The organism is Streptomyces sp. NPDC088400 (assembly GCF_044753355.1).
GTDB lineage: Bacteria > Actinomycetota > Actinomycetes > Streptomycetales > Streptomycetaceae > Streptomyces.
The window spans coordinates 177302-194801 of sequence record NZ_JBIVMZ010000005.1 but is presented as its reverse complement, the minus strand read 5'-3'; the positions used below and the strand labels follow the sequence as shown (position 1 = coordinate 194801).

The window sequence follows — 17500 nt, the reverse complement described above, 5'->3', positions numbered from 1 at the left end:
GCGGACAGAAACGACGGCGAGGACTGATGGCACCCGAACCCGAAGCAGGCGGCGGAGTGTCGGATGCTGCGGACTCCTGGGGCGACGGCGGGCTCGTCGGTGGGCTGGTCGGAGACGGCCGCTACCGCATGACCCACCGCCTCGGCCGCGGCGGTATGGCCGAGGTGTTCGCGGCCGAGGACGTACGGCTCGGACGCACCGTCGCCGTCAAGCTGCTCCGCGCGGATCTCGCCGAGGACCCGGTCTCCAAGGCCCGTTTCACGCGCGAGGCCCAGTCGGTCGCAGGCCTCAACCACCACGCGGTGGTCGCGGTGTACGACTCCGGCGAGGACACGGTCAACGGGCAGACCGTCCCGTACATCGTGATGGAGCTGGTCGAGGGCCGCACCATCCGTGACCTGCTGATCAGCGCCGACGCCCCGCCGCCGGAGCAGGCGCTGATCATCGTCTCCGGTGTGCTGGAGGCGCTGGCCTACTCGCACCAGCACGGCATCGTGCACCGTGACATCAAGCCCGCCAACGTGATCATCACGGACGCGGGCGCGGTGAAGGTGATGGACTTCGGCATCGCGCGCGCCCTGCACGGCGCGCAGTCGACGATGACCCAGACCGGCATGGTCATGGGCACGCCGCAGTACCTCTCCCCCGAGCAGGCGCTGGGCAAGGCCGTCGACCACCGCAGCGACCTGTACGCGACGGGCTGTCTGCTCTACGAACTCCTCGCGCTGAGACCCCCGTTCACCGGTGAGACCCCGCTCTCCGTGGTCTACCAGCATGTCCAGGACATTCCGGTGCCGCCCTCCGAGGTCTCGGACGTGGCCCCGCCGGAGCTGGACGGGCTGGTCATGCGCTCGCTCGCGAAGGAGCCCGACGACCGGTTCCAGAGCGCCGAAGAAATGCGCGGGCTGATCCAGTACGGCCTGCAGATGCTCCAGCAGCAGGGCAGCCACACCGGTGTGTGGAACACCGGCGCGGTCGACCCGCACATGGGCGGCAGCACCCCGGCGATGGGTATGTCCGCGACGACGGCGATGGCCCACCCGCCGCACCACGACACCTCGCAGGGCCCGATCCTGCCGCCGATGAACCCGGACGACGGCGGATACGACGGCCGCGGCCGCCGCCGCAGCTCCGGCGGCCGCTCCAAGATGTACCTCTTCGTCGCGCTCGCGCTGATCGCGATCGTGGCGGGGGTGGCGTACGCGATCAACTCCGTGGGAAACACGGGCACAGGCGACACGACGGACAACGAGCCGACGGTCAGCACGAGCGAGTCGGCCCCGTCCGACGATCCGACACCGTCGGAAGAGCAGAGCACCGAGGAGAGCGAGGAGACGGACAACTCCTCGGGCGGGAACCAGAATCCGGGCTGGACGCCCTCGTACTCACCGTCGTTCACGCCCAGTCCGTCCGGCGTGCCGACCAACGACACGCAGCCCACGGCCGATCCGGGTGAGACGGACGACACCGGTGACAACAACGGGGGCGGCGGCGAGACGGACGACGAGGATCCGCCGCCGACCGAGGGCGATCCCACCGGGGGCACCCCTCCCACCGGCGACACCAACGCGGGCACCTCCGCGGGTGCCGACACGGCCGGCGCCGTCGGCTGACACACGGCGGGACGGAAGAGCAGCGGGACGGACGGAAGGGCGGGGAGGGTACGCGCGCGGCGCGCCCTCCCCGCCCTCCTTTCGTCCGCCGCCCCGTCACCTCGCCCCGTCACTCCGCGCCTCACCCCGCGAAGGCCTCGCGGACCGCGTCGTACTCCCGCGTCCACCAGACCGCCAGGGCCGACACCGCGGCGAACAGCGGGTCGGCCCTTCGGTCGTCCAGCTGGTACCGCCAGCGCAGTATCCAGAAGTCGTTGAGGCGCTCCCACCACACCCGGTGCGCGGCCGCGGCCAGTTCGTCGGCGCCCGCCCCGGCCGCCCGGCGGTAGGCGCGCGCGTATGCCCGTACCTTCGGCAGCTCCAGTTCGCCGGTCGGCCGGACGAAGAAGATCGCCGCCGCCCGTACCGCCTCCTCGGCGCGCGGCTGTACGCCCAGCCGGTCCCAGTCGACGATCGCGGCCGGTTCCGCGCCCCGGTAGAGCAGGTTCAGCGGGTGGAAGTCGCCGTGCACCCAGCCGGTGGCCGGCTCGGCGCCGGGCGGCGGGCGGCGGTGGGCATGGCGCTCCAGCAGGGCGCGGCGCTCCAGCAGGCGGTGTTCGGCGAGCGAGTCGAAGACGTTGCGGGGGGTACGGTCCCGGGCCAGGCCCAGTAGTTCGTCGATCAGCGCGAAGGTGTTCGCCGGGTCCGGACTCTCGTGCGTGAGCGCCGCCGGGTCCGGCCCCATCACCTGCTCCAGGCAGGTGTGTACGAGCCCGAGGAGCCCGCCGAGCCGCTTCGACGCGGCGGATGTCAGCTGGGCGCCGTCGCGGTGGCGCCCGTCGACCCAGGGGTGCAGGGCGTAGCAGTCGCCGCCGATCACCGCGACGGTGTCGCCGTCGGTCTTCTCGACGGGCGGGGCGACGGGCACGCCGAGCGTCTGGAGCCGCTGGGTCGCCCGGTGCTGGCGGGCGATGGCCTCGTGGTCGCCGTCCAGATGGTGTTTCAGGAAGTAGCGGCCCCGGGTCGTGGAGAGCCGGTAGCCGCGGTTGAGCAGTCCCTGGGCGACGGGTTCGCAGGACAGGGGCTCGCCCGCGTTCCGGTAGCGGCGGAGCAGCATCCGGACGGGCGGGGCGGAGACATGCGCCTGCCCTTGACGAGGGGCATGCGGGGCGCGAGCGGCGAAGGCGGGTGCGGGGATTAAGGCAGTCGCGGCAGGCGCAGCGAATTCATATGAGCGCGGCACTTGTCAGATGTTAGATCACGCAACGTATTGGCTCCGTCGCTCCCGGCAGTAGTCGAGCGTATGTACGGAGACGAACTGCGGCACAAGCCGCATATAGACCGGCTCGAACGGTTGTCCATCCACTTGGTAGGGCCCGGAACCGAACAGTTCGAGCTCCTCCGCCGTCGGTTCGACCAGTTCGGCGGTGCCGGTGAACTGCACCGACCACTGCTCGGCGTCCTCGCTGCCGTAGTTGTCCGCCCCGTACGCGACCACCCCGCCACCGCACGCCCGGTGGTAGCCGTGGCCCGCGTGCATGCGCAGCAGGACAGAGCCGTCGGTCACGACGACATGGCGTGCGGGCGTCACAAAGGGCATCGCGCGCATGCTCGTCGCCACCCGGCCGTACGGGACGCGGGAGAGCAACTGCAGGGCGCGGAGGTCCTCGGTGAGCATGTGGTCCACTCTCCGTCGTCGGCCCGCCCGGCGACAGAGGAGGCGGCCCCGGAAGCGGAGGACGTTGGTCCCGATTAGGAAAGGTCCGGTCGCGGTACGAGGGCCACACGCCGCCCGCCCAGCCACGTAGGCCGAGCCCCGCAACCTCGATGCCGTCGGCCTCAGTCTCAGTCTCGGCCTCGGCCTCGGCCTCAGCGCCTCTCCGCCTGGAGCCGTGCCACATACGCCGCCGCCTGCGAGCGCCGCTCCATCCCCAGCTTGGACAGCAGGCTGGAGACATAGTTCTTGATCGTCTTCTCGGCGAGATGCAGCTGCTCGCCGATGGCGCGGTTCGTCATGCCCTCGCCGATCAGATCCAGGATCTTGCGCTCCTGGTCGGTCAGACCGGCCAACTTGTCGTCTTCCTTGGGCTCGTTGCCGCTGCGCAGCCGCTCCAGCACCCGGGCCGTCGCCACCGGGTCGAGCAGCGACCGCCCCGCCGCCACATCCCTTACCGCCGCCAGGAGTTCATTTCCGCGGATCGCCTTCAGCACATATCCCGAGGCCCCGGCCATGATCGCGTCGAAGAGCGCTTCGTCGTCGGCGAACGAGGTCAGCATCAGGCACTTGATGCTCTCGTCCCGCGAACGGACCTCCCGGCAGACCTCCACCCCGCTGCCGTCCGGCAGCCGTACGTCCAGCACCGCCACATCGGGGCGCGCCGCCGGTATCCGGGCCATGGCGTCCGCGGCCGTCCCCGCCTCTCCGACGACGTCGATGTCGTCCTCGGAGGCGAGAAGTTCATGGACGCCCCGGCGGACGACTTCATGGTCATCAACCAGAAAAACAGTGATTTTTCCATCTTCATACACAGAATTCAGTCTCACACACTCACCCCTTCCCTGCCGCAGATCAGCGGGATAACGTGCCGTTGTTCCGGCGGCCTGCAAGGCTGTGACCAGTGGTTGTTCCGGACTTTGCCGATTTACTTGGAAATCCAAGCAAAATGGCAGGTCAGAGGGGTTTCGCGGTAATGCGGCCCACTGGGTAACGTGCCTGTGACAGGGCGCTCGCCGGGGCACCTGTCACGTCTGTCCCGACCGGGTCGCACCCACCCCGTGCGCGCGGTCGATTCAGGCGAGCCGCACTGGTTCCCGGCGGATCCCGGGGGCCGGACAGACGGAGGAGCACGCACGTGACCGTGGAGAGCACCGCCGCTCGCAAACCGCGACGCAGCAGCGGTACCAAGCGCGCCAGCGCGAAGAAGACGCCGCAATCCAAGAGTTCCGAGCCCCAGCTCGTACAGCTGCTCAGCCCCGAGGGCGAGCGCGTCGAGCACCCTGACTACCAGATCGATCCGACGCCGGACGAGCTGCGCGGGCTGTACCGGGACATGGTCCTGACCCGCCGCTTCGATGCCGAGGCCACGGCGCTCCAGCGCCAGGGCGAGCTCGGACTGTGGGCGTCGCTGCTGGGCCAGGAGGCCGCGCAGATCGGCTCGGGCCGCGCGCTGCACGACGACGACTACGTCTTCCCGACCTACCGCGAGCACGGCGTGGCCTGGTGCCGCGGGGTCGACCCGACCAACCTGCTGGGCATGTTCCGCGGGGTGAACAACGGCGGCTGGGACCCCAGCTCCAACAATTTCCACCTGTACACGATCGTCATCGGCTCGCAGACCCTGCACGCCACCGGCTACGCCATGGGCGTCGCCAAGGACGGCGCGGACAGCGCCGTGATCGCGTACTTCGGGGACGGCGCCTCCAGTCAGGGCGATGTCGCCGAGGCCTTCACCTTCTCCGCCGTCTACAACGCGCCGGTGGTCTTCTTCTGCCAGAACAACCAGTGGGCGATCTCCGAGCCGACCGAGCGGCAGACCCGCGTACCGCTCTACCAGCGCGCGCAGGGGTACGGCTTCCCGGGCGTCCGGGTCGACGGCAACGACGTACTCGCCTGTCTGGCCGTGACCCGCTCCGCGCTGGAGCGCGCGCGCCGGGGTGAAGGGCCCATGCTGGTCGAGGCGTTCACGTACCGCATGGGCGCGCACACCACCTCCGACGACCCGACCAAGTACCGCGCGGACGAGGAGCGGGAGGCCTGGGAGGCCAAGGACCCGATCCTGCGGCTGGGCCGGTACCTGGAGAAGCAGGGCCTGGCCGACGAGGCCTTCTTCACGGCGCTGGAGGAGGAGAGCGAGGCGCTGGGCAAGCGGGTGCGCGAGACGGTACGGGCCATGCCCGACCCGGACCCGCTGGCGATCTTCGACCATGTCTACGCGGACGGGAACGCGCTCGTCGACGAGGAGCGCGCCCAGTTCACCGCGTACCAGGCGTCGTTCGCGGACGCGGAAGAGGACGCGGAACCCGACAGCGGCTCCGCCGGGGAGGGCAAGTAGCCATGGCAGCAAAGAAGCTTCCGCTCGCGAAGGCGATCAACGAGTCGCTCCGCAAGGCGTTGGAGACCGACCCCAAGGTCCTGGTCATGGGCGAGGACGTCGGAAAACTCGGCGGCGTCTTCCGGGTCACGGACGGACTCCAGAAGGACTTCGGCGAGGGCCGGGTCATCGACACCCCGCTCGCCGAGTCGGGCATCATCGGCACGGCCATCGGTCTCGCGCTGCGCGGCTACCGTCCGGTGGCGGAGATCCAGTTCGACGGTTTCGTCTTCCCCGCGTACGACCAGATCGTCACGCAGCTCGCGAAGATGCACGCCCGCTCGCTGGGCAAGATCAAGTTGCCGGTCGTGATCCGTATCCCGTACGGCGGCGGCATCGGCGCGGTCGAGCACCACAGTGAGTCCCCCGAGGCGCTCTTCGCGCACGTGGCGGGCCTGAAGATCGTCTCGCCGTCCACCGCGTCGGACGCGTACTGGATGATGCAGCAGGCCATCCAGAGCGACGACCCGGTGATCTTCTTCGAGCCCAAGCGGCGCTACTGGGACAAGGGCGAGGTCAACACCGAGTCGATCCCGGGACCGCTGCACGCGGCGCGGGTCGTCCGGGAGGGCTCGGACCTCACGCTCGCCGCGTACGGCCCGATGGTGAAGGTCTGTCTGGAGGCGGCGTCGGCGGCGGCCGAGGAGGGCAAGTCGCTGGAGGTCGTCGATCTCCGGTCGATGTCCCCGATCGACTTCGACACGATCCAGTCGTCGGTGGAGAAGACGCGCCGCCTGGTCGTGGTGCACGAGGCGCCGGTCTTCTTCGGCTCGGGCGCGGAGATCGCCGCCCGCGTCACGGAGCGGTCCTTCTACCACCTGGAGGCCCCGGTACTGCGGGTCGGCGGCTACCACGCGCCGTATCCGCCGGCCCGGCTGGAGGACGAGTACCTCCCGGGCCTGGACCGGGTGCTCGACGCCGTCGACCGCTCGCTCGCGTACTGAGGAGTGCCGTGACCATGACTGCTGAGACCTCAGCCGACACTTCATCCGACATCTCCGCCGGCACTTCCGCCGGCACTTCCGCCGGTACTTCCGCTCGCTACCGCGAGTTCAGGATGCCCGACGTGGGCGAGGGGCTCACCGAGGCGGAGATCCTCAAGTGGTACGTACAGCCCGGCGATTCCGTCGAGGACGGCCAGGTGGTGTGCGAGGTCGAGACCGCGAAGGCCGCCGTCGAACTGCCCATTCCGTACGACGGCGTGGTGCACGATCTGCGCTTCGAGGAGGGGACGACGGTCGACGTCGGCGCGACCATCATCACGGTGGACGTGGCGCCGGGAAGCGGCGAACCGGCTTCGGCTTCGGCCCAGGCTCCTGAACCCGCTGAACCTGCCGAGCCCGTCGGCGAGAAGGCCGAACCGGCTGGCCGTACGCCGGTCCTCGTCGGGTACGGGGTCGCCGAGGCGTCCACGAAGCGCCGTGCGCGCAGGGGCACTTCGGTGCCCGGACAGGTGACGGGGGCTCCGGCGGCTTCGGTGCCTTCGGACACTTCGGCTGCTTCGGCTGTTTCGCCTGCTTCGGCTGTTTCGCCTGCTTCGGCGGCGATCCAGTCCGAGATGAACGGGCACGCGGCTCCGGTCCCGTCCCCGTCCGCCCGTCCGCTGGCCAAGCCTCCCGTGCGCAAGCTGGCCAAGGACCTCGGGGTGGATCTGGCGACGATCACGCCGACCGGACCGGACGGGATCATCACGCGCGAGGACGTCCACGCGGCGACGGCCCCGGCGCCGGACGTCCAGGCCCCCGCACCGGTGACCGCGACGGCCGCCGCCACCCCGCAGCCGACGGCGGTGGTGACGGACACCGGCGGCCGGGAGACCCGTATCCCCGTCAAGGGGGTACGGAAGGCCACGGCGACGGCCATGGTGGGCAGCGCCTTCACCGCGCCGCACGTCACGGAGTTCGTCACCCTGGACGTGACGCGCACGATGAAGCTGGTCGAGGAGCTCAAGTCCGACCAGGACATGGCCGGCCTGCGGGTCAACCCGCTGCTCCTCGTCGCCAAGGCGCTGCTGGTGGCCATCAAACGCCACCCCGAGATCAACGCCACCTGGGACGAGGCCGCCCAGGAGATCGTGGTCAAGCACTACGTCAACCTGGGCATCGCGGCCGCGACCCCGCGCGGCCTGATCGTCCCGAACATCAAGGACGCCCACGACAAGACCCTGCCCCAACTGGCCGAAGCGCTGGGGGAGCTGGTGTCCACGGCCCGCGAGGGCAGGACGACCCCGGCGTCCATGCAGTCCGGCACGGTGACCATCACCAATGTCGGCGTCTTCGGCGTCGACACCGGTACGCCGATCCTCAACCCGGGCGAGTCCGCGATCCTGGCGGTCGGCGCGATCAAGCTCCAGCCCTGGGTCCACAAGGGCAAGGTCAAGCCCCGCCAGGTCACCACGCTCGCGCTCTCCTTCGACCACCGCCTGGTGGACGGCGAGTTGGGCTCGAAGGTCCTGGCGGACGTGGCCGCGATCCTGGAACAGCCGAAGCGCCTGATCACCTGGGCGTGATGGCCTGGTCCCGACGGCCCGGGCCCGATGGGACCGCGTGACCGGGGGATCACCTGGCCCGACCACCTGGGCGAGGTGACCTCCCGGTCGGAGGAGCAACGAGTGCTGTGGTGAGCAAGGACGACCACGAGATCGAAGACCTTCAGGTGGAAGTGGCCGGCCTCCTGCTGGACCACGTCTACGCGCCGCTCCTGACCAGCACGTACGGGGAGTCCTGCCCGCCCCGTCGGGGGCCCCGGCTGTCCGGGTCGCCCTCGGCGACAGGGGCGAGTGCGTGCCGTCCCGGCTGACGGCGTACGAGATTCCCCTGGGCGCGGGCGAGGAACCGCGTACCTCGCACGACGTCGTCGCCCTGCTTCGCGCGGTACACACCGGAACGCACATCTACCCCTCGGGCAGGGTTACTTCCGTCATGGGGATCGACTTGTACCTGGTCGATCCGGCGCACGTGAAAGAGGCTCCGTTCACCACGGACGACTGGGCTTCGACCCTCCTGCGGTGCCTGGCCCATCCCTCCGAGGAACGGTCGGAGGCGCGTCTGCGCGGGTTCCTGTTCAGGGAAGGGGGCCTGTTGCGCCTGTACATGGACAGTGACGAAGTCCCCGGCGTGATCGCCGCCGACGTACGACCGGGCGGTGCGCTGACCGCTCTCCTGGCAGCGCTGCCCTCACTGCTCGGCGAGGAGTGGCGGACCTCGGACGCGGTGGACGACCCGCACTGCCGGTATCTGGTGGACCTCACCGATTGGTGACCAGGCAGGCGGATGCGCCTTTGATTGCAGAGCGGAGCCATTACCGTTCGTTCCGTAGCCGAACGGTAATGGCTCGGGGAGGGGGCTGGGTTGGACGCGTACGCGCGGTTGCTCGCCGACCTGACGGAGGCCGGTGCGCTGGACGAAGCGTGGCGTGGCGCGTTCGGGCGGGCCCGGCGGTCCGCGTTCGTCCCGGAGACCGTCTGGGCTGCGGACGATGCCTCCCCGACTGGCTACCGCCGGCTCACCCGGGCCGACGACCCCGTCGGCTGGTGGGCGTTGGTGAACGCGGACGACGTGGTGGTGACACAACTGGACGACGGCGTCGGCGAAGACGCTGACGACGCCGACGGTGGGAGCGGCGGGCGCGGGGCGGACGTTCCGGTCGCCACGTCGTCGGCGTCCATGCCCTCGCTGGTCGCCACCATGCTCCGGCATCTCGACGTGACCGACGGCCACACCGTGCTCGACATCGGCACCGGCACGGGATGGACAAGTGCCCTTCTCTCGGCCCGGGTAGGCGACGGGAACGTCACCACCGTGGAGGTCGACCCCCGGATCGCCTCCGGGGCGGCGAAACGGTTGGCGGCGGCCGGGTTCGCCCCGAGGTGCGTCGTCGGGGACGGTCTCGCCGGATGGCCGTCCAAGGCGCCGTACGACCGTATCCACTCAACTGCGGCTGTACGGAGCGTGCCCCGGGCCTGGATCGAGCAGACCCGGCCGGGCGGAGTCGTCGTGACCCCTTGGGGCACGCCGTACGCCAACGCGGGACTGCTGCGGCTGGTGACCGGCGAGCGGGGCGGTGAGTCGTACGGCCGTTTCGTGGCCGACGTCAGCTTCATGTGGATGCGGTCCGAGCGGCCCCCGCCGATGACCGGGGCGGCCGAGCCCCGGTCGCCCAAGGCCCCTGATCCCTCTGACCCCCTTGGCCTCCCTGATCCCCTTGGCCTCCCTGATTCCCCCGGGCGCTCGGAGATCGACCCGACCTCGCGCTGGAGAACGTGCACGCCGCCTTCGCCATCGGGCTGCGCGTCCCCGGCGTGCGGTACGCCCACACCTGGGACGACGCCGAACCGCAGGGCACCTTCCGGATGCGGCTCGCGGACGGTGCGGGTTCCTGGGCCTCCGTGAGGTACGAGGGGTGGGCGTCCGAATCCGCCGTGCGCCAGGCCGGTCCCCGAAGGCTCTGGGACGAGATCACCGCCGCCCGGCTCTGGTGGGAGGGTGCGGGGCGCCCGGACCTGACGCGGTTCGGCGTGACCGTCGGGTCCGACGGCGAACAGGCCATCTGGCTGGACGCCCCTGGCAACGCGGTGAGTTGAGAGCTGTTCGCTGTGCGCTGGACGAGCGTGGCTCATGGCCCATTTGTCGACCAGGCGGGATGTGTTCAGACAGGATCTAGGACTGATCTAGGACCGCACGACGGCAGAAGGCGCGGGGATGACAGGCGGCACAGCACCCGGAGCCCGCAGGGGCGGGCCGGTCGGCCGCTCGGGAACGGCCGTGCCGGTGCGCCGGAACTCGCTCGGGCTGACGCCTCGGATCCGTTTGAACGCCGCGCTGAACGCGAACGCGTCCGAGTAGCCCACGGCGCGGGCGATCTCGGCGACGGTCGCGGCCTCGCGCTCGGTCAGCAGGTCTGCCGCGAGCGTCATGCGCCGACGGGTGAGGTAGGTCAGCGGCGGTTCGCCGACCAGGTCGGCGAATCTCTTCGCCAGGGTGGAACGCGACACCCCGGTCCGCTCGGCCAGTGAGGAGATCGTCCAGGGCGCCGCCGGTTCGGCGTGCAGCAGGCGCAGCGCGTCGCCGACCACCGGGTCCCGCTGGGCGGCGTACCAGGCCGGTGGCTCGCTGCCGGGCCGGTCGAAGTACTCGCGCAGCGCGCAGATCAGCAGCCAGTCCAACAGCCGGTCCAGTACCACCTGTTGGCCCGGAGTGTCGGCGGCGACCTCGGCGGCGAGGTGGTCCAGTACGGCGTCGGCCCCGCCGCCGGAGGCCACGCGCAGGACGACGGGCAGCGCGTCCAGCAGCCTGCGGCTGATCTCGCCACGTACCGGGTAGGCGCCGACGATCAGCGTCGTCGCGCCGTCACCGTAGCCGTAGCCGTCGCAGCTGTTGTCGTTCCAGCCGAGCCGGTGCCGGGTCCCGCCCTGCTCGGGCGTCGCGCAGTGCTCGCCGCACTCGATCGGTTCGGCCCTGGTGCCGACCTCGTCGACGAAGGTGAACGGTGCGGGGCCCCGCACGATGACCGTCTCACCGTCGCGGAGCCGTTCGGGCGGGCGATGCTCCGGCACGATCCAGCCCGCCCCGCCGAGGACGGTGCACAACGTCAGCGGTGCGCCGTCCACGAAGTGCAGTGCCCAGGGAGGGGTCAGGGTCGAACTGCCGAACAACGAGCCCTGGGCCCGCATCCCGCGGAAGAGGTCAGCGAATGCGTCCATCCCGCCGAGGTTAGACGATCACACATGCGATCCGGCTTTTCGCCCATGGATCCGTCCGAGAGGGTGCCGTTGAATCGCTGCCATGAGCAACGACACCACCCTCGTCCTCGGCGCCACCGGCAAGACCGGCCGACGCGTCGCCGCCCGGTTGCGACTGCACGGCACGCAGGTGCGCACCGCCTCCCGATCCAGCCCGACCCGCTTCGACTGGTCCGACCCCGACGGCTGGGATTCGGCCCTCCAGGGCGTCACCGCCGCCTACGTGGTGCCCCCGCCCGTGCCCGGACCGGTGCACGAGTTCGTGGCGCGGGCGGAGGCCGCCGACGTGCGGCGCCTGGTCCTGCTCTCCGGACACGGCGCCGACACCTGGGGCGACTCCCCGTTCGGTCTTGACATGCGCTCGGCCGAGGACGCGGTGCGCGGCTCGGCGCTGGAGTGGACCGTTCTGCGGGCGTCGAACTTCAACCAGAACTTCGATGAGGACGTCTTCCACGCCCCGCTGCTCGGCGGCGAGTTGGCGCTCCCGGCCGGTGCGGTCCCCGAGCCGTTCATCGACCTGGAGGATGTCGCCGACGCGGCGGCCGCGGTGCTGGCCGAGCCCGGCCCGCACGCCGGGCGGACCTACGAGCTGACCGGGCCGCGTGCGCTGACCTTCGCCGAGGCCGTCGAGCTGATCTCACGGGCGTCCGGGCTGCCCATCGCCTACCAGCAGGTCTCCCCCGACGAGTACGTCGCGGCGCTGGTCGAGCAGGGCTTGAGCGAGGACGACGCCCACCACGTCGCCGAAATGTTCGTGCTGATGGAGCGCGGGGTGTTCGCTGAAACGACGGACGGTATCGCCACCGTGCTGGGGCGCGCGCCCCGGACCTTCGAGGACTACGTCGTACGGGCCGCGGCTGCGGGGGCCTGGCGGCGATGACCTCTCCACCCATCCGTCGGACGCCATCGACCTGCCCGAGGCGCCCTTCCTGGCACGGCGCCACTCCATGTCAGGCCTGGGCTGTCGGGCGGACGACGATGTCGTTCACGTCGACATCAGCCGGTTGCTCGATCGCGAAGGCGATGGCGCGCGCGATGGCATCCGGCGCGATGGCGATTTCCTCCCGGCGTGCGAGGAGTTGGGCCCTCAGCTCGGGGTCCGTCGCCGCTTCCGCGAAGTCGGTCGAGATGAAGCCCGGCGAGACGGTCGTCACGCGCACACTGTCGCCGGCCTCTTGGCGCAGGCCCTCGGAAATGGCCCGTACGGCGTTCTTCGTCCCGGCGTAGACCGCCAGGTTGGGCGTGATGCTCAGGCCCGCGACGGAGAGGGTGTGCACGAACTGCCCGGCACCCTGCTCGCGGAAGACCGGCAGCGCGGCGGCGATGCCGTACAGAACACCCTTGACGTTGACGTCGATCATCGTGTCCCAGTCCTCGACGCGCAGGTCGTCGAACCGGGAGACGAGCCCGACACCGGCGTTGCTGACGAGCACGTCGAGCCTCCCGTAAAGCTCACGCGCCAGCGCCACCAGGCTGGACAGGTCCTCGTGTCGTCGTACGTCCGTGGCGAGGAAGCTCGCCTCGCCGCCCGCCTCGTTGATACGGGACGCCAGCGCTTCGAGGCGGTCCGACCGGCGCGCGGCGAGGACGAGCTTGGCCCCGCCCTCGGCGAGCCGAAGCGCGGTGGCCTCCCCGATTCCGCTGCTCGCGCCCGTGATCGCGATGACTTTTCCCTTGATCCCTGACATGGCTTTCCTCTCGGCCTCTCCGGCACAAAGTCCTAAACGGACACGTGTCCGTCTCGCTTTCGACAGTACCGGACATGTGTCCGCTTAGCCACTCGGCGGGGGTAGGATGGCCCTCATGATCGAAAGGGAGCGGGCGACCGAGAAGCCAGGAGCGACGAAGCGTTCCGACGCCGAGCAGAATCGCGCCCGGATCCTGGAGATCGCGCGCACCGCCCTGACCGCGTCGAGCGACGCGACCATGAACTCGATCGCCAAGCGCGCCGGTGTCGGCCAGGGCACCATGTACCGGCACTTCCCGAACCGCGAAGCACTCCTGCTCGCGGTCTACCGCCACGACGTCCAGGCGCTGATCGACGCGGCCCCCGAACTCCTCGCGCAGGAAACGCCGTTCGAGGCGCTGCGCCTCTGGTTCGACCGCCTCGCCTCCTACGCGAGGATCAAGCACGGCGTCGCGGCGGCAGTGGAGGCCGCCACCCGCGCCGATCTGTCCAACGAGTACTACGACCCGGTGATCGCCGCGATCACGCTGCTGCTGGACGCGTGCAAGACGGCCGGTACGGTGCGACCGGACGTCGACGCGGACGAGGTACTGCTGCTCGTGAGCTTCCTGTGGCGCATGGAGAACCCCGACTGGGAAGCGCGCTCACGGCACCTGCTCACTCTCGTCATGGACGGCCTGCGCGAGCGCCCGGACCACGAGCGGTGAACGTGCTCCGTGCCGCCGGGCGCGCGTGACGCATGGCGAGCCGCCCGTACGCGTGCCTGCGGGGCAGTTCGGACGCCCGGAGGCGGACGTTGATGGGCTCGCGGTAGCAGTAACAGGTGTACGTGTACGCCTCCTCCGCGTCGAACGGCACCAGCGGCACGTCAACCTCGGGGCGCCACGTCACCGCGTACAGCACGCCCAGGACCAGTACGACAAAGCTGACGGCGAGCACCACGACGCCCCACAGGGCCTGGTCGTTCCCGGGATCGGTCACCGTGCGGTGTCCGTACGGTCATGTGCGTCGTGCGTGCCGGGCTCGTCGTGCTTGTCGGTGATGTCGAGCTCGGCGTAGACGGTTTTGCCGGTGGGGCAGGGCGCGGTGCCCCAGCGGTCGGCGACCTGCGCGACGATCAACAGGCCCCGGCCGAAGCATTCCTCGTCCTCTGCGAGGCGCGGGCTGGGCAGCCGTTCTCCGCGTGGATCGCTCACCTCGATACGGAGGGCGTCGGCGCGGAGGCTGGTCCGTACTTTGAAGGGGCGGTTGCCCAGGCAGCCGTGCAGCAGGGCGTTGCCGGCGAGTTCGCTGACCAACAAGGCCGTCGACCAGGCGAGTTCGGGATGCCCCCACTCGGTGACGAGCCGCGCCGCCCGCCGCCGGGCGAGAGTGACGCTCCCGGCGACGGGGGTGTAGTCGAGCTGGTCTTCCTGGATGACGGGCTGAGGTTGGGGCTGGGGCGTCTCTTGGGCTGAGGCCATGGACGCGGCACCTCCGTATGAGGGTGGGGGTCGCCCGTACGGGGTGCGCGTGGTGGTGGCGATGTCGCGGCCGACGCCTGCGGTGGTGCTGACGGCAGGGCAGGGCGATGCACTTCCACCAAGTGGCGCCGCTGTGCGAGCGGTTGCGCACTGAAAGTAGCGGCGTCCGTGATCCAGGAGCAAGCAGTCCGGGGAATATCTTCCCCATTTGAGTGATGCGCTCCCGCCGGGCGTGCGGGGCTGCAAGACTGATCGCCGGTGAGGAGGAGAGTGATATGCGGTCATCTGGGGTACGCGTGAGCGGCAACCGAACCTCCACAGTGCTGGGACGCAAACTGGGTGGTGAGCTGCTGCGCTTGCGTACTGCGGCCGGTAAAACCCAGCAACAGGCGGCTGAGGAGCTGAGTGCGACGGCGACGAAGGTCGTCAAGATGGAGCGCGGTTGGGTTCCGATGCGAGACCCGGACATCAAGGCGCTGTGCCACTTTTACGGAGTGGTTGACGTCCACGCGGTGGATCAACTTGTGAGGCTGGCGAAGCAGGACCGGGATCGCCGGAAGGTCAAGGGCTGGTGGAACGACACTCCCACGCTGGAGACGCAGGTGGAGTACATCGCGATGGAGGACGCCGCGCTCAAGGTCAGGCAGTGGCAAATGGCCCTCATTCCAGGGCTGTTCCAAACGCCTGAGTACACCCGTGCCATGGGGATGGGAGATATTTCCTCGGACGACATCGACCGGATCGAGGACGTCGTCGCGGGGCGTGCCAAGCGCCAGGCACGGCTGTACGGCGATCAACCGCTGCGGATCCACGCGGTGATCTGGGAGGCCGCCCTCCGACAGCTGATGGGCGGATCGAAGGTGATGGGCCGACAGCTTGCGCACCTCTGTGAGCTGACAGATCTCCCCAACGTCCACATTCAGGTGCTGCCGTTTCGGCTTGGCATGCATCCCTGCGTCGGAGGGCCCTTCAATATCCTCTCCTTTGGTGAAGAAGAGGCGGTGGACGTTGTACACATGGACAGTGTCGGGTCCACTATCTGGATCGAAGACGTTGAGGAAAGCTCCGCCTTCGCGATGATCTTCGACCGAGTGTCCAGGGCGAGCCTCTCGCCTTACGACTCTGTTCAGTTCATCGACAGCGTGGGCAAGGAATTGAGCGAGTGATGGCCTTTCAGTTTTGCAAGTCCAGCTACAGCGGTCTGTCCAGTGAATGCGTCGAGGTCGCCCGCAACATACCCGGCACCGTCGCCGTACGGGACTCCAAGGCCCCCGCCGGCCCGATGCTTCTCCTCGCTCCCGCCGCCTGGTCCGACTTCCAGGCCGGTATCGCGCGCGACCCGCAGACGGCTTCCTCCACCAACCAGCCTCTCTGAGCCGCCGGTTGGCGCGGTCGGCCGCCTCCCCGGCCATTGTTAGCCAACTCATTGCCGAACGTCACAGCGGCCTCTACAGTCACAGCCCGTCGCATTGGCCTGGGCCAATGCACGTCGGCTGCGTACAGGAGGACTTGGCGTGCGAATACGAAGAGCCCGCGCAGCGGGTGCCGCGCTGGTGGCGATGGTGGCTGTGGGGGCGGCGTTCGCGGCGCCGGGCAGTGCGGGGGCCGCTCCCGGCGCCGGTGATGCGGGGCAGGGGGACGGCCGTACGGTACGGGTGGAGGTCCCTGGGCCCGAGCCCGCCGCGTCGGCCGATGGACGGAAGCGGAAGGACACACCGGCCGGCTCCGGATACGTACGCGTCCCCGCGAGCGGCGGCCCCGCCGACGCGACCGACACGGCGGAGCCGAGCGGTTCAGCCGCCGACGGCACTGTCACCAAGGTCATCGACAACGGTGCCACCGCCGACAAGCTCGACGTGGTCTTCGTCGGTGACGGTTACCGGGAGGGCGAACTCGCCCAGTTCCAGACCGATGTGAAGACCAAGTGGAACGACGTCCTGGGCGTCGAGCCGTACACCACGTATCAGAAGCTCTTCAACGTCTGGGCGGTCGACGCGGTCTCCGTCGACTCCGGGGTCTCCGGTGACCCGGCGAAGGGCACCGTCAAGAACACCGCCCTCGGCTCGAACTTCTGGTGCGGGGACATCGAGCGGCTGCTCTGTGTCGACACGAACAGGCTGGACCGCTACGTGGCGAAGGCTCCGGAGGCCGATCTGGTGATCGTCCTCGCGAACAGCACCAAGTACGGCGGCGCGGGCTACACCGGCGGCAACGCGCAGCTGGGCTACGAGGGAATCGCCACGGCCTCCGCCGGTAACAGCGATTCGGGCCAGATCGCGATCCACGAGACCGGGCACTCGCTCGGCAAGCTCGACGACGAGTACACGTATGCGGAGTACGGCCGGTACACCGGCGCCGAGCTGGGTTCCCTCAACTCCTCGATCTACACCGCCGATCAGCTGGCCGCCCGGCAGACCAAGTGGTACCGGTGGCTCGGTCAGCAGTCGCCGGACGGCGGCACGGTCGGGGCGTACGAGGGATCGAGTTACTACCCGCAGGGCATCTACCGGCCGACCGAGAACTCGATCATGCGGACGCTGGGCCGGAAGTTCAATCTGCCGGGGGCCGAGGCGATGGTCAACGGTTTCCACCGGCACGCCAAGACGGTCATCGTGGGCGCGGGCATCAGCACCAAGTCCGAGCTCCGGCCCGGGGCACGGGTCTCGGTCGAGGTGCCCACGCCGGTCGGCGACCGGGGGACGGACCTCCGCTGGTACCTGGACGGCAAGGAGGTGGCGGGTCTGCGCGGGAAGACCGACGTACGGATCACCGGGGGGCTCGTACCGGACGACGGCGCCGAGCACACGCTGACGGCGCGCGCGGTGGACCGTACGGACGCGGTACGCGACCCCGCCGTCCGCAAGGCCCTGACGGATTCCGTCGAGTGGCGGGTTCACGGCTGAGTACGGGCGGCACGCACGGAGGGC

Annotated in this window: 20 protein-coding genes; 13 read left to right on the top strand and 7 right to left on the bottom strand. The window is 69.8% G+C overall.

Going from position 1 to position 17500, the window contains the following annotated elements:
- Positions 1–26 precede the first annotated feature (26 nt).
- Positions 27–1613, top strand: coding sequence for a protein kinase (locus ACIQD6_RS14950; protein ID WP_401882137.1), 1587 nt, complete (start codon positions 27–29; stop codon positions 1611–1613).
- Between the two features lie 121 nt (positions 1614–1734).
- On the opposite strand, the gene ACIQD6_RS14945 is transcribed toward ACIQD6_RS14950, so the two are convergent.
- The 3 genes from ACIQD6_RS14945 to ACIQD6_RS14935 all read right to left on the bottom strand — a co-directional run bounded on the left by ACIQD6_RS14945 (position 1735) and on the right by ACIQD6_RS14935 (position 4121).
- Positions 1735–2709 carry a phosphotransferase gene (locus ACIQD6_RS14945; RefSeq protein ID WP_401882134.1) on the bottom strand — a complete coding sequence of 325 codons (975 nt, stop codon included), beginning with the start codon at positions 2707–2709 and terminating at the stop codon, positions 1735–1737.
- A gap of 141 nt (positions 2710–2850) precedes the next feature.
- Positions 2851–3270 carry a pyridoxamine 5'-phosphate oxidase family protein gene (locus tag ACIQD6_RS14940; protein ID WP_401882132.1) on the bottom strand — a complete coding sequence of 140 codons (420 nt, stop codon included), beginning with the start codon at positions 3268–3270 and terminating at the stop codon, positions 2851–2853.
- 191 nt (positions 3271–3461) lie between these two features.
- Positions 3462–4121 (bottom strand): response regulator, encoded by a 660-nt coding sequence (locus tag ACIQD6_RS14935; RefSeq protein WP_401882129.1) that lies wholly within the window; start codon positions 4119–4121, stop codon positions 3462–3464.
- Between the two features lie 323 nt (positions 4122–4444).
- On the opposite strand from ACIQD6_RS14935, the gene pdhA reads away from it, so the two are divergent.
- From pdhA to ACIQD6_RS14900, 7 genes are all read left to right on the top strand, one after another.
- Positions 4445–5644 (top strand): pyruvate dehydrogenase (acetyl-transferring) E1 component subunit alpha, encoded by a 1200-nt coding sequence (gene pdhA, locus ACIQD6_RS14930; RefSeq protein WP_401882126.1) that lies wholly within the window; start codon positions 4445–4447, stop codon positions 5642–5644.
- A 2-nt stretch (positions 5645–5646) separates the two neighbouring features.
- Positions 5647–6627 (top strand): alpha-ketoacid dehydrogenase subunit beta, encoded by a 981-nt coding sequence (locus ACIQD6_RS14925; protein WP_401882123.1) that lies wholly within the window; start codon positions 5647–5649, stop codon positions 6625–6627.
- Positions 6628–6641: 14 nt separating this feature from the next.
- Entirely contained in the window at positions 6642–8192 is a 1551-nt protein-coding gene (locus tag ACIQD6_RS14920) for a dihydrolipoamide acetyltransferase family protein (RefSeq protein ID WP_401882120.1), read from the top strand.
- Positions 8193–8299: 107 nt separating this feature from the next.
- On the top strand, positions 8300–8482 hold the full coding sequence (locus ACIQD6_RS14915) for a hypothetical protein (RefSeq protein ID WP_401882117.1): 183 nt from the start codon (positions 8300–8302) through the stop codon (positions 8480–8482).
- Positions 8467–8943, top strand: coding sequence for a hypothetical protein (locus ACIQD6_RS14910; RefSeq protein WP_401882115.1), 477 nt, complete (start codon positions 8467–8469; stop codon positions 8941–8943). Before ACIQD6_RS14915 ends, ACIQD6_RS14910 begins: the two co-directional genes overlap by 16 nt.
- 90 nt (positions 8944–9033) lie before the next feature.
- The gene (locus ACIQD6_RS14905) at positions 9034–10074 is read left to right on the top strand and encodes a methyltransferase domain-containing protein (protein WP_401882112.1); all 1041 of its coding nucleotides are present in this window, start codon (positions 9034–9036) and stop codon (positions 10072–10074) included.
- Between the two features lie 29 nt (positions 10075–10103).
- Complete coding sequence (locus ACIQD6_RS14900) at positions 10104–10265, top strand: hypothetical protein (RefSeq protein WP_401882110.1); 162 nt, start codon at positions 10104–10106, stop codon at positions 10263–10265.
- 87 nt (positions 10266–10352) lie between these two features.
- Here the strand turns inward: ACIQD6_RS14900 and ACIQD6_RS14895 are convergent, their stop codons facing one another.
- Entirely contained in the window at positions 10353–11384 is a 1032-nt protein-coding gene (locus ACIQD6_RS14895) for an AraC family transcriptional regulator (protein WP_401882107.1), read from the bottom strand.
- Between the two features lie 82 nt (positions 11385–11466).
- Here ACIQD6_RS14895 and ACIQD6_RS14890 point away from each other — a divergent pair, with 82 nt between their 5' ends.
- A complete protein-coding gene (locus ACIQD6_RS14890; protein WP_401882104.1) occupies positions 11467–12303 on the top strand; it encodes an NAD(P)H-binding protein in 837 nt (278 codons plus the stop codon).
- Positions 12304–12373: 70 nt separating this feature from the next.
- Here the strand turns inward: ACIQD6_RS14890 and ACIQD6_RS14885 are convergent, their stop codons facing one another.
- Positions 12374–13111, bottom strand: coding sequence for an SDR family oxidoreductase (locus ACIQD6_RS14885; RefSeq protein WP_401882101.1), 738 nt, complete (start codon positions 13109–13111; stop codon positions 12374–12376).
- A 115-nt stretch (positions 13112–13226) separates the two neighbouring features.
- On the opposite strand from ACIQD6_RS14885, the gene ACIQD6_RS14880 reads away from it, so the two are divergent.
- Complete coding sequence (locus ACIQD6_RS14880; RefSeq protein WP_401882099.1) at positions 13227–13817, top strand: TetR/AcrR family transcriptional regulator; 591 nt, start codon at positions 13227–13229, stop codon at positions 13815–13817.
- On the opposite strand, the gene ACIQD6_RS14875 is transcribed toward ACIQD6_RS14880, so the two are convergent.
- Positions 13777–14091, bottom strand: coding sequence for a hypothetical protein (locus tag ACIQD6_RS14875; RefSeq protein WP_401882097.1), 315 nt, complete (start codon positions 14089–14091; stop codon positions 13777–13779). The two genes, ACIQD6_RS14880 and ACIQD6_RS14875, sit on opposite strands and share 41 nt — an antisense overlap.
- Complete coding sequence (locus ACIQD6_RS14870; RefSeq protein WP_401882095.1) at positions 14088–14573, bottom strand: ATP-binding protein; 486 nt, start codon at positions 14571–14573, stop codon at positions 14088–14090. The genes ACIQD6_RS14875 and ACIQD6_RS14870 overlap by 4 nt, the downstream gene beginning before the upstream one ends.
- Before the next feature lie 296 nt (positions 14574–14869).
- On the opposite strand from ACIQD6_RS14870, the gene ACIQD6_RS14865 reads away from it, so the two are divergent.
- From ACIQD6_RS14865 to ACIQD6_RS14855, 3 genes are all read left to right on the top strand, one after another.
- Positions 14870–15739: a helix-turn-helix domain-containing protein gene (locus ACIQD6_RS14865; RefSeq protein WP_401882093.1), complete on the top strand. Its 870-nt coding sequence runs from the start codon at positions 14870–14872 to the stop codon at positions 15737–15739.
- Positions 15739–15948 carry a DUF397 domain-containing protein gene (locus ACIQD6_RS14860; RefSeq protein WP_401882092.1) on the top strand — a complete coding sequence of 70 codons (210 nt, stop codon included), beginning with the start codon at positions 15739–15741 and terminating at the stop codon, positions 15946–15948. The genes ACIQD6_RS14865 and ACIQD6_RS14860 overlap by 1 nt, the downstream gene beginning before the upstream one ends.
- Before the next feature lie 139 nt (positions 15949–16087).
- On the top strand, positions 16088–17476 hold the full coding sequence (locus tag ACIQD6_RS14855) for a M64 family metallopeptidase (protein WP_401882091.1): 1389 nt from the start codon (positions 16088–16090) through the stop codon (positions 17474–17476).
- Positions 17477–17500: the final 24 nt, after the last annotated feature.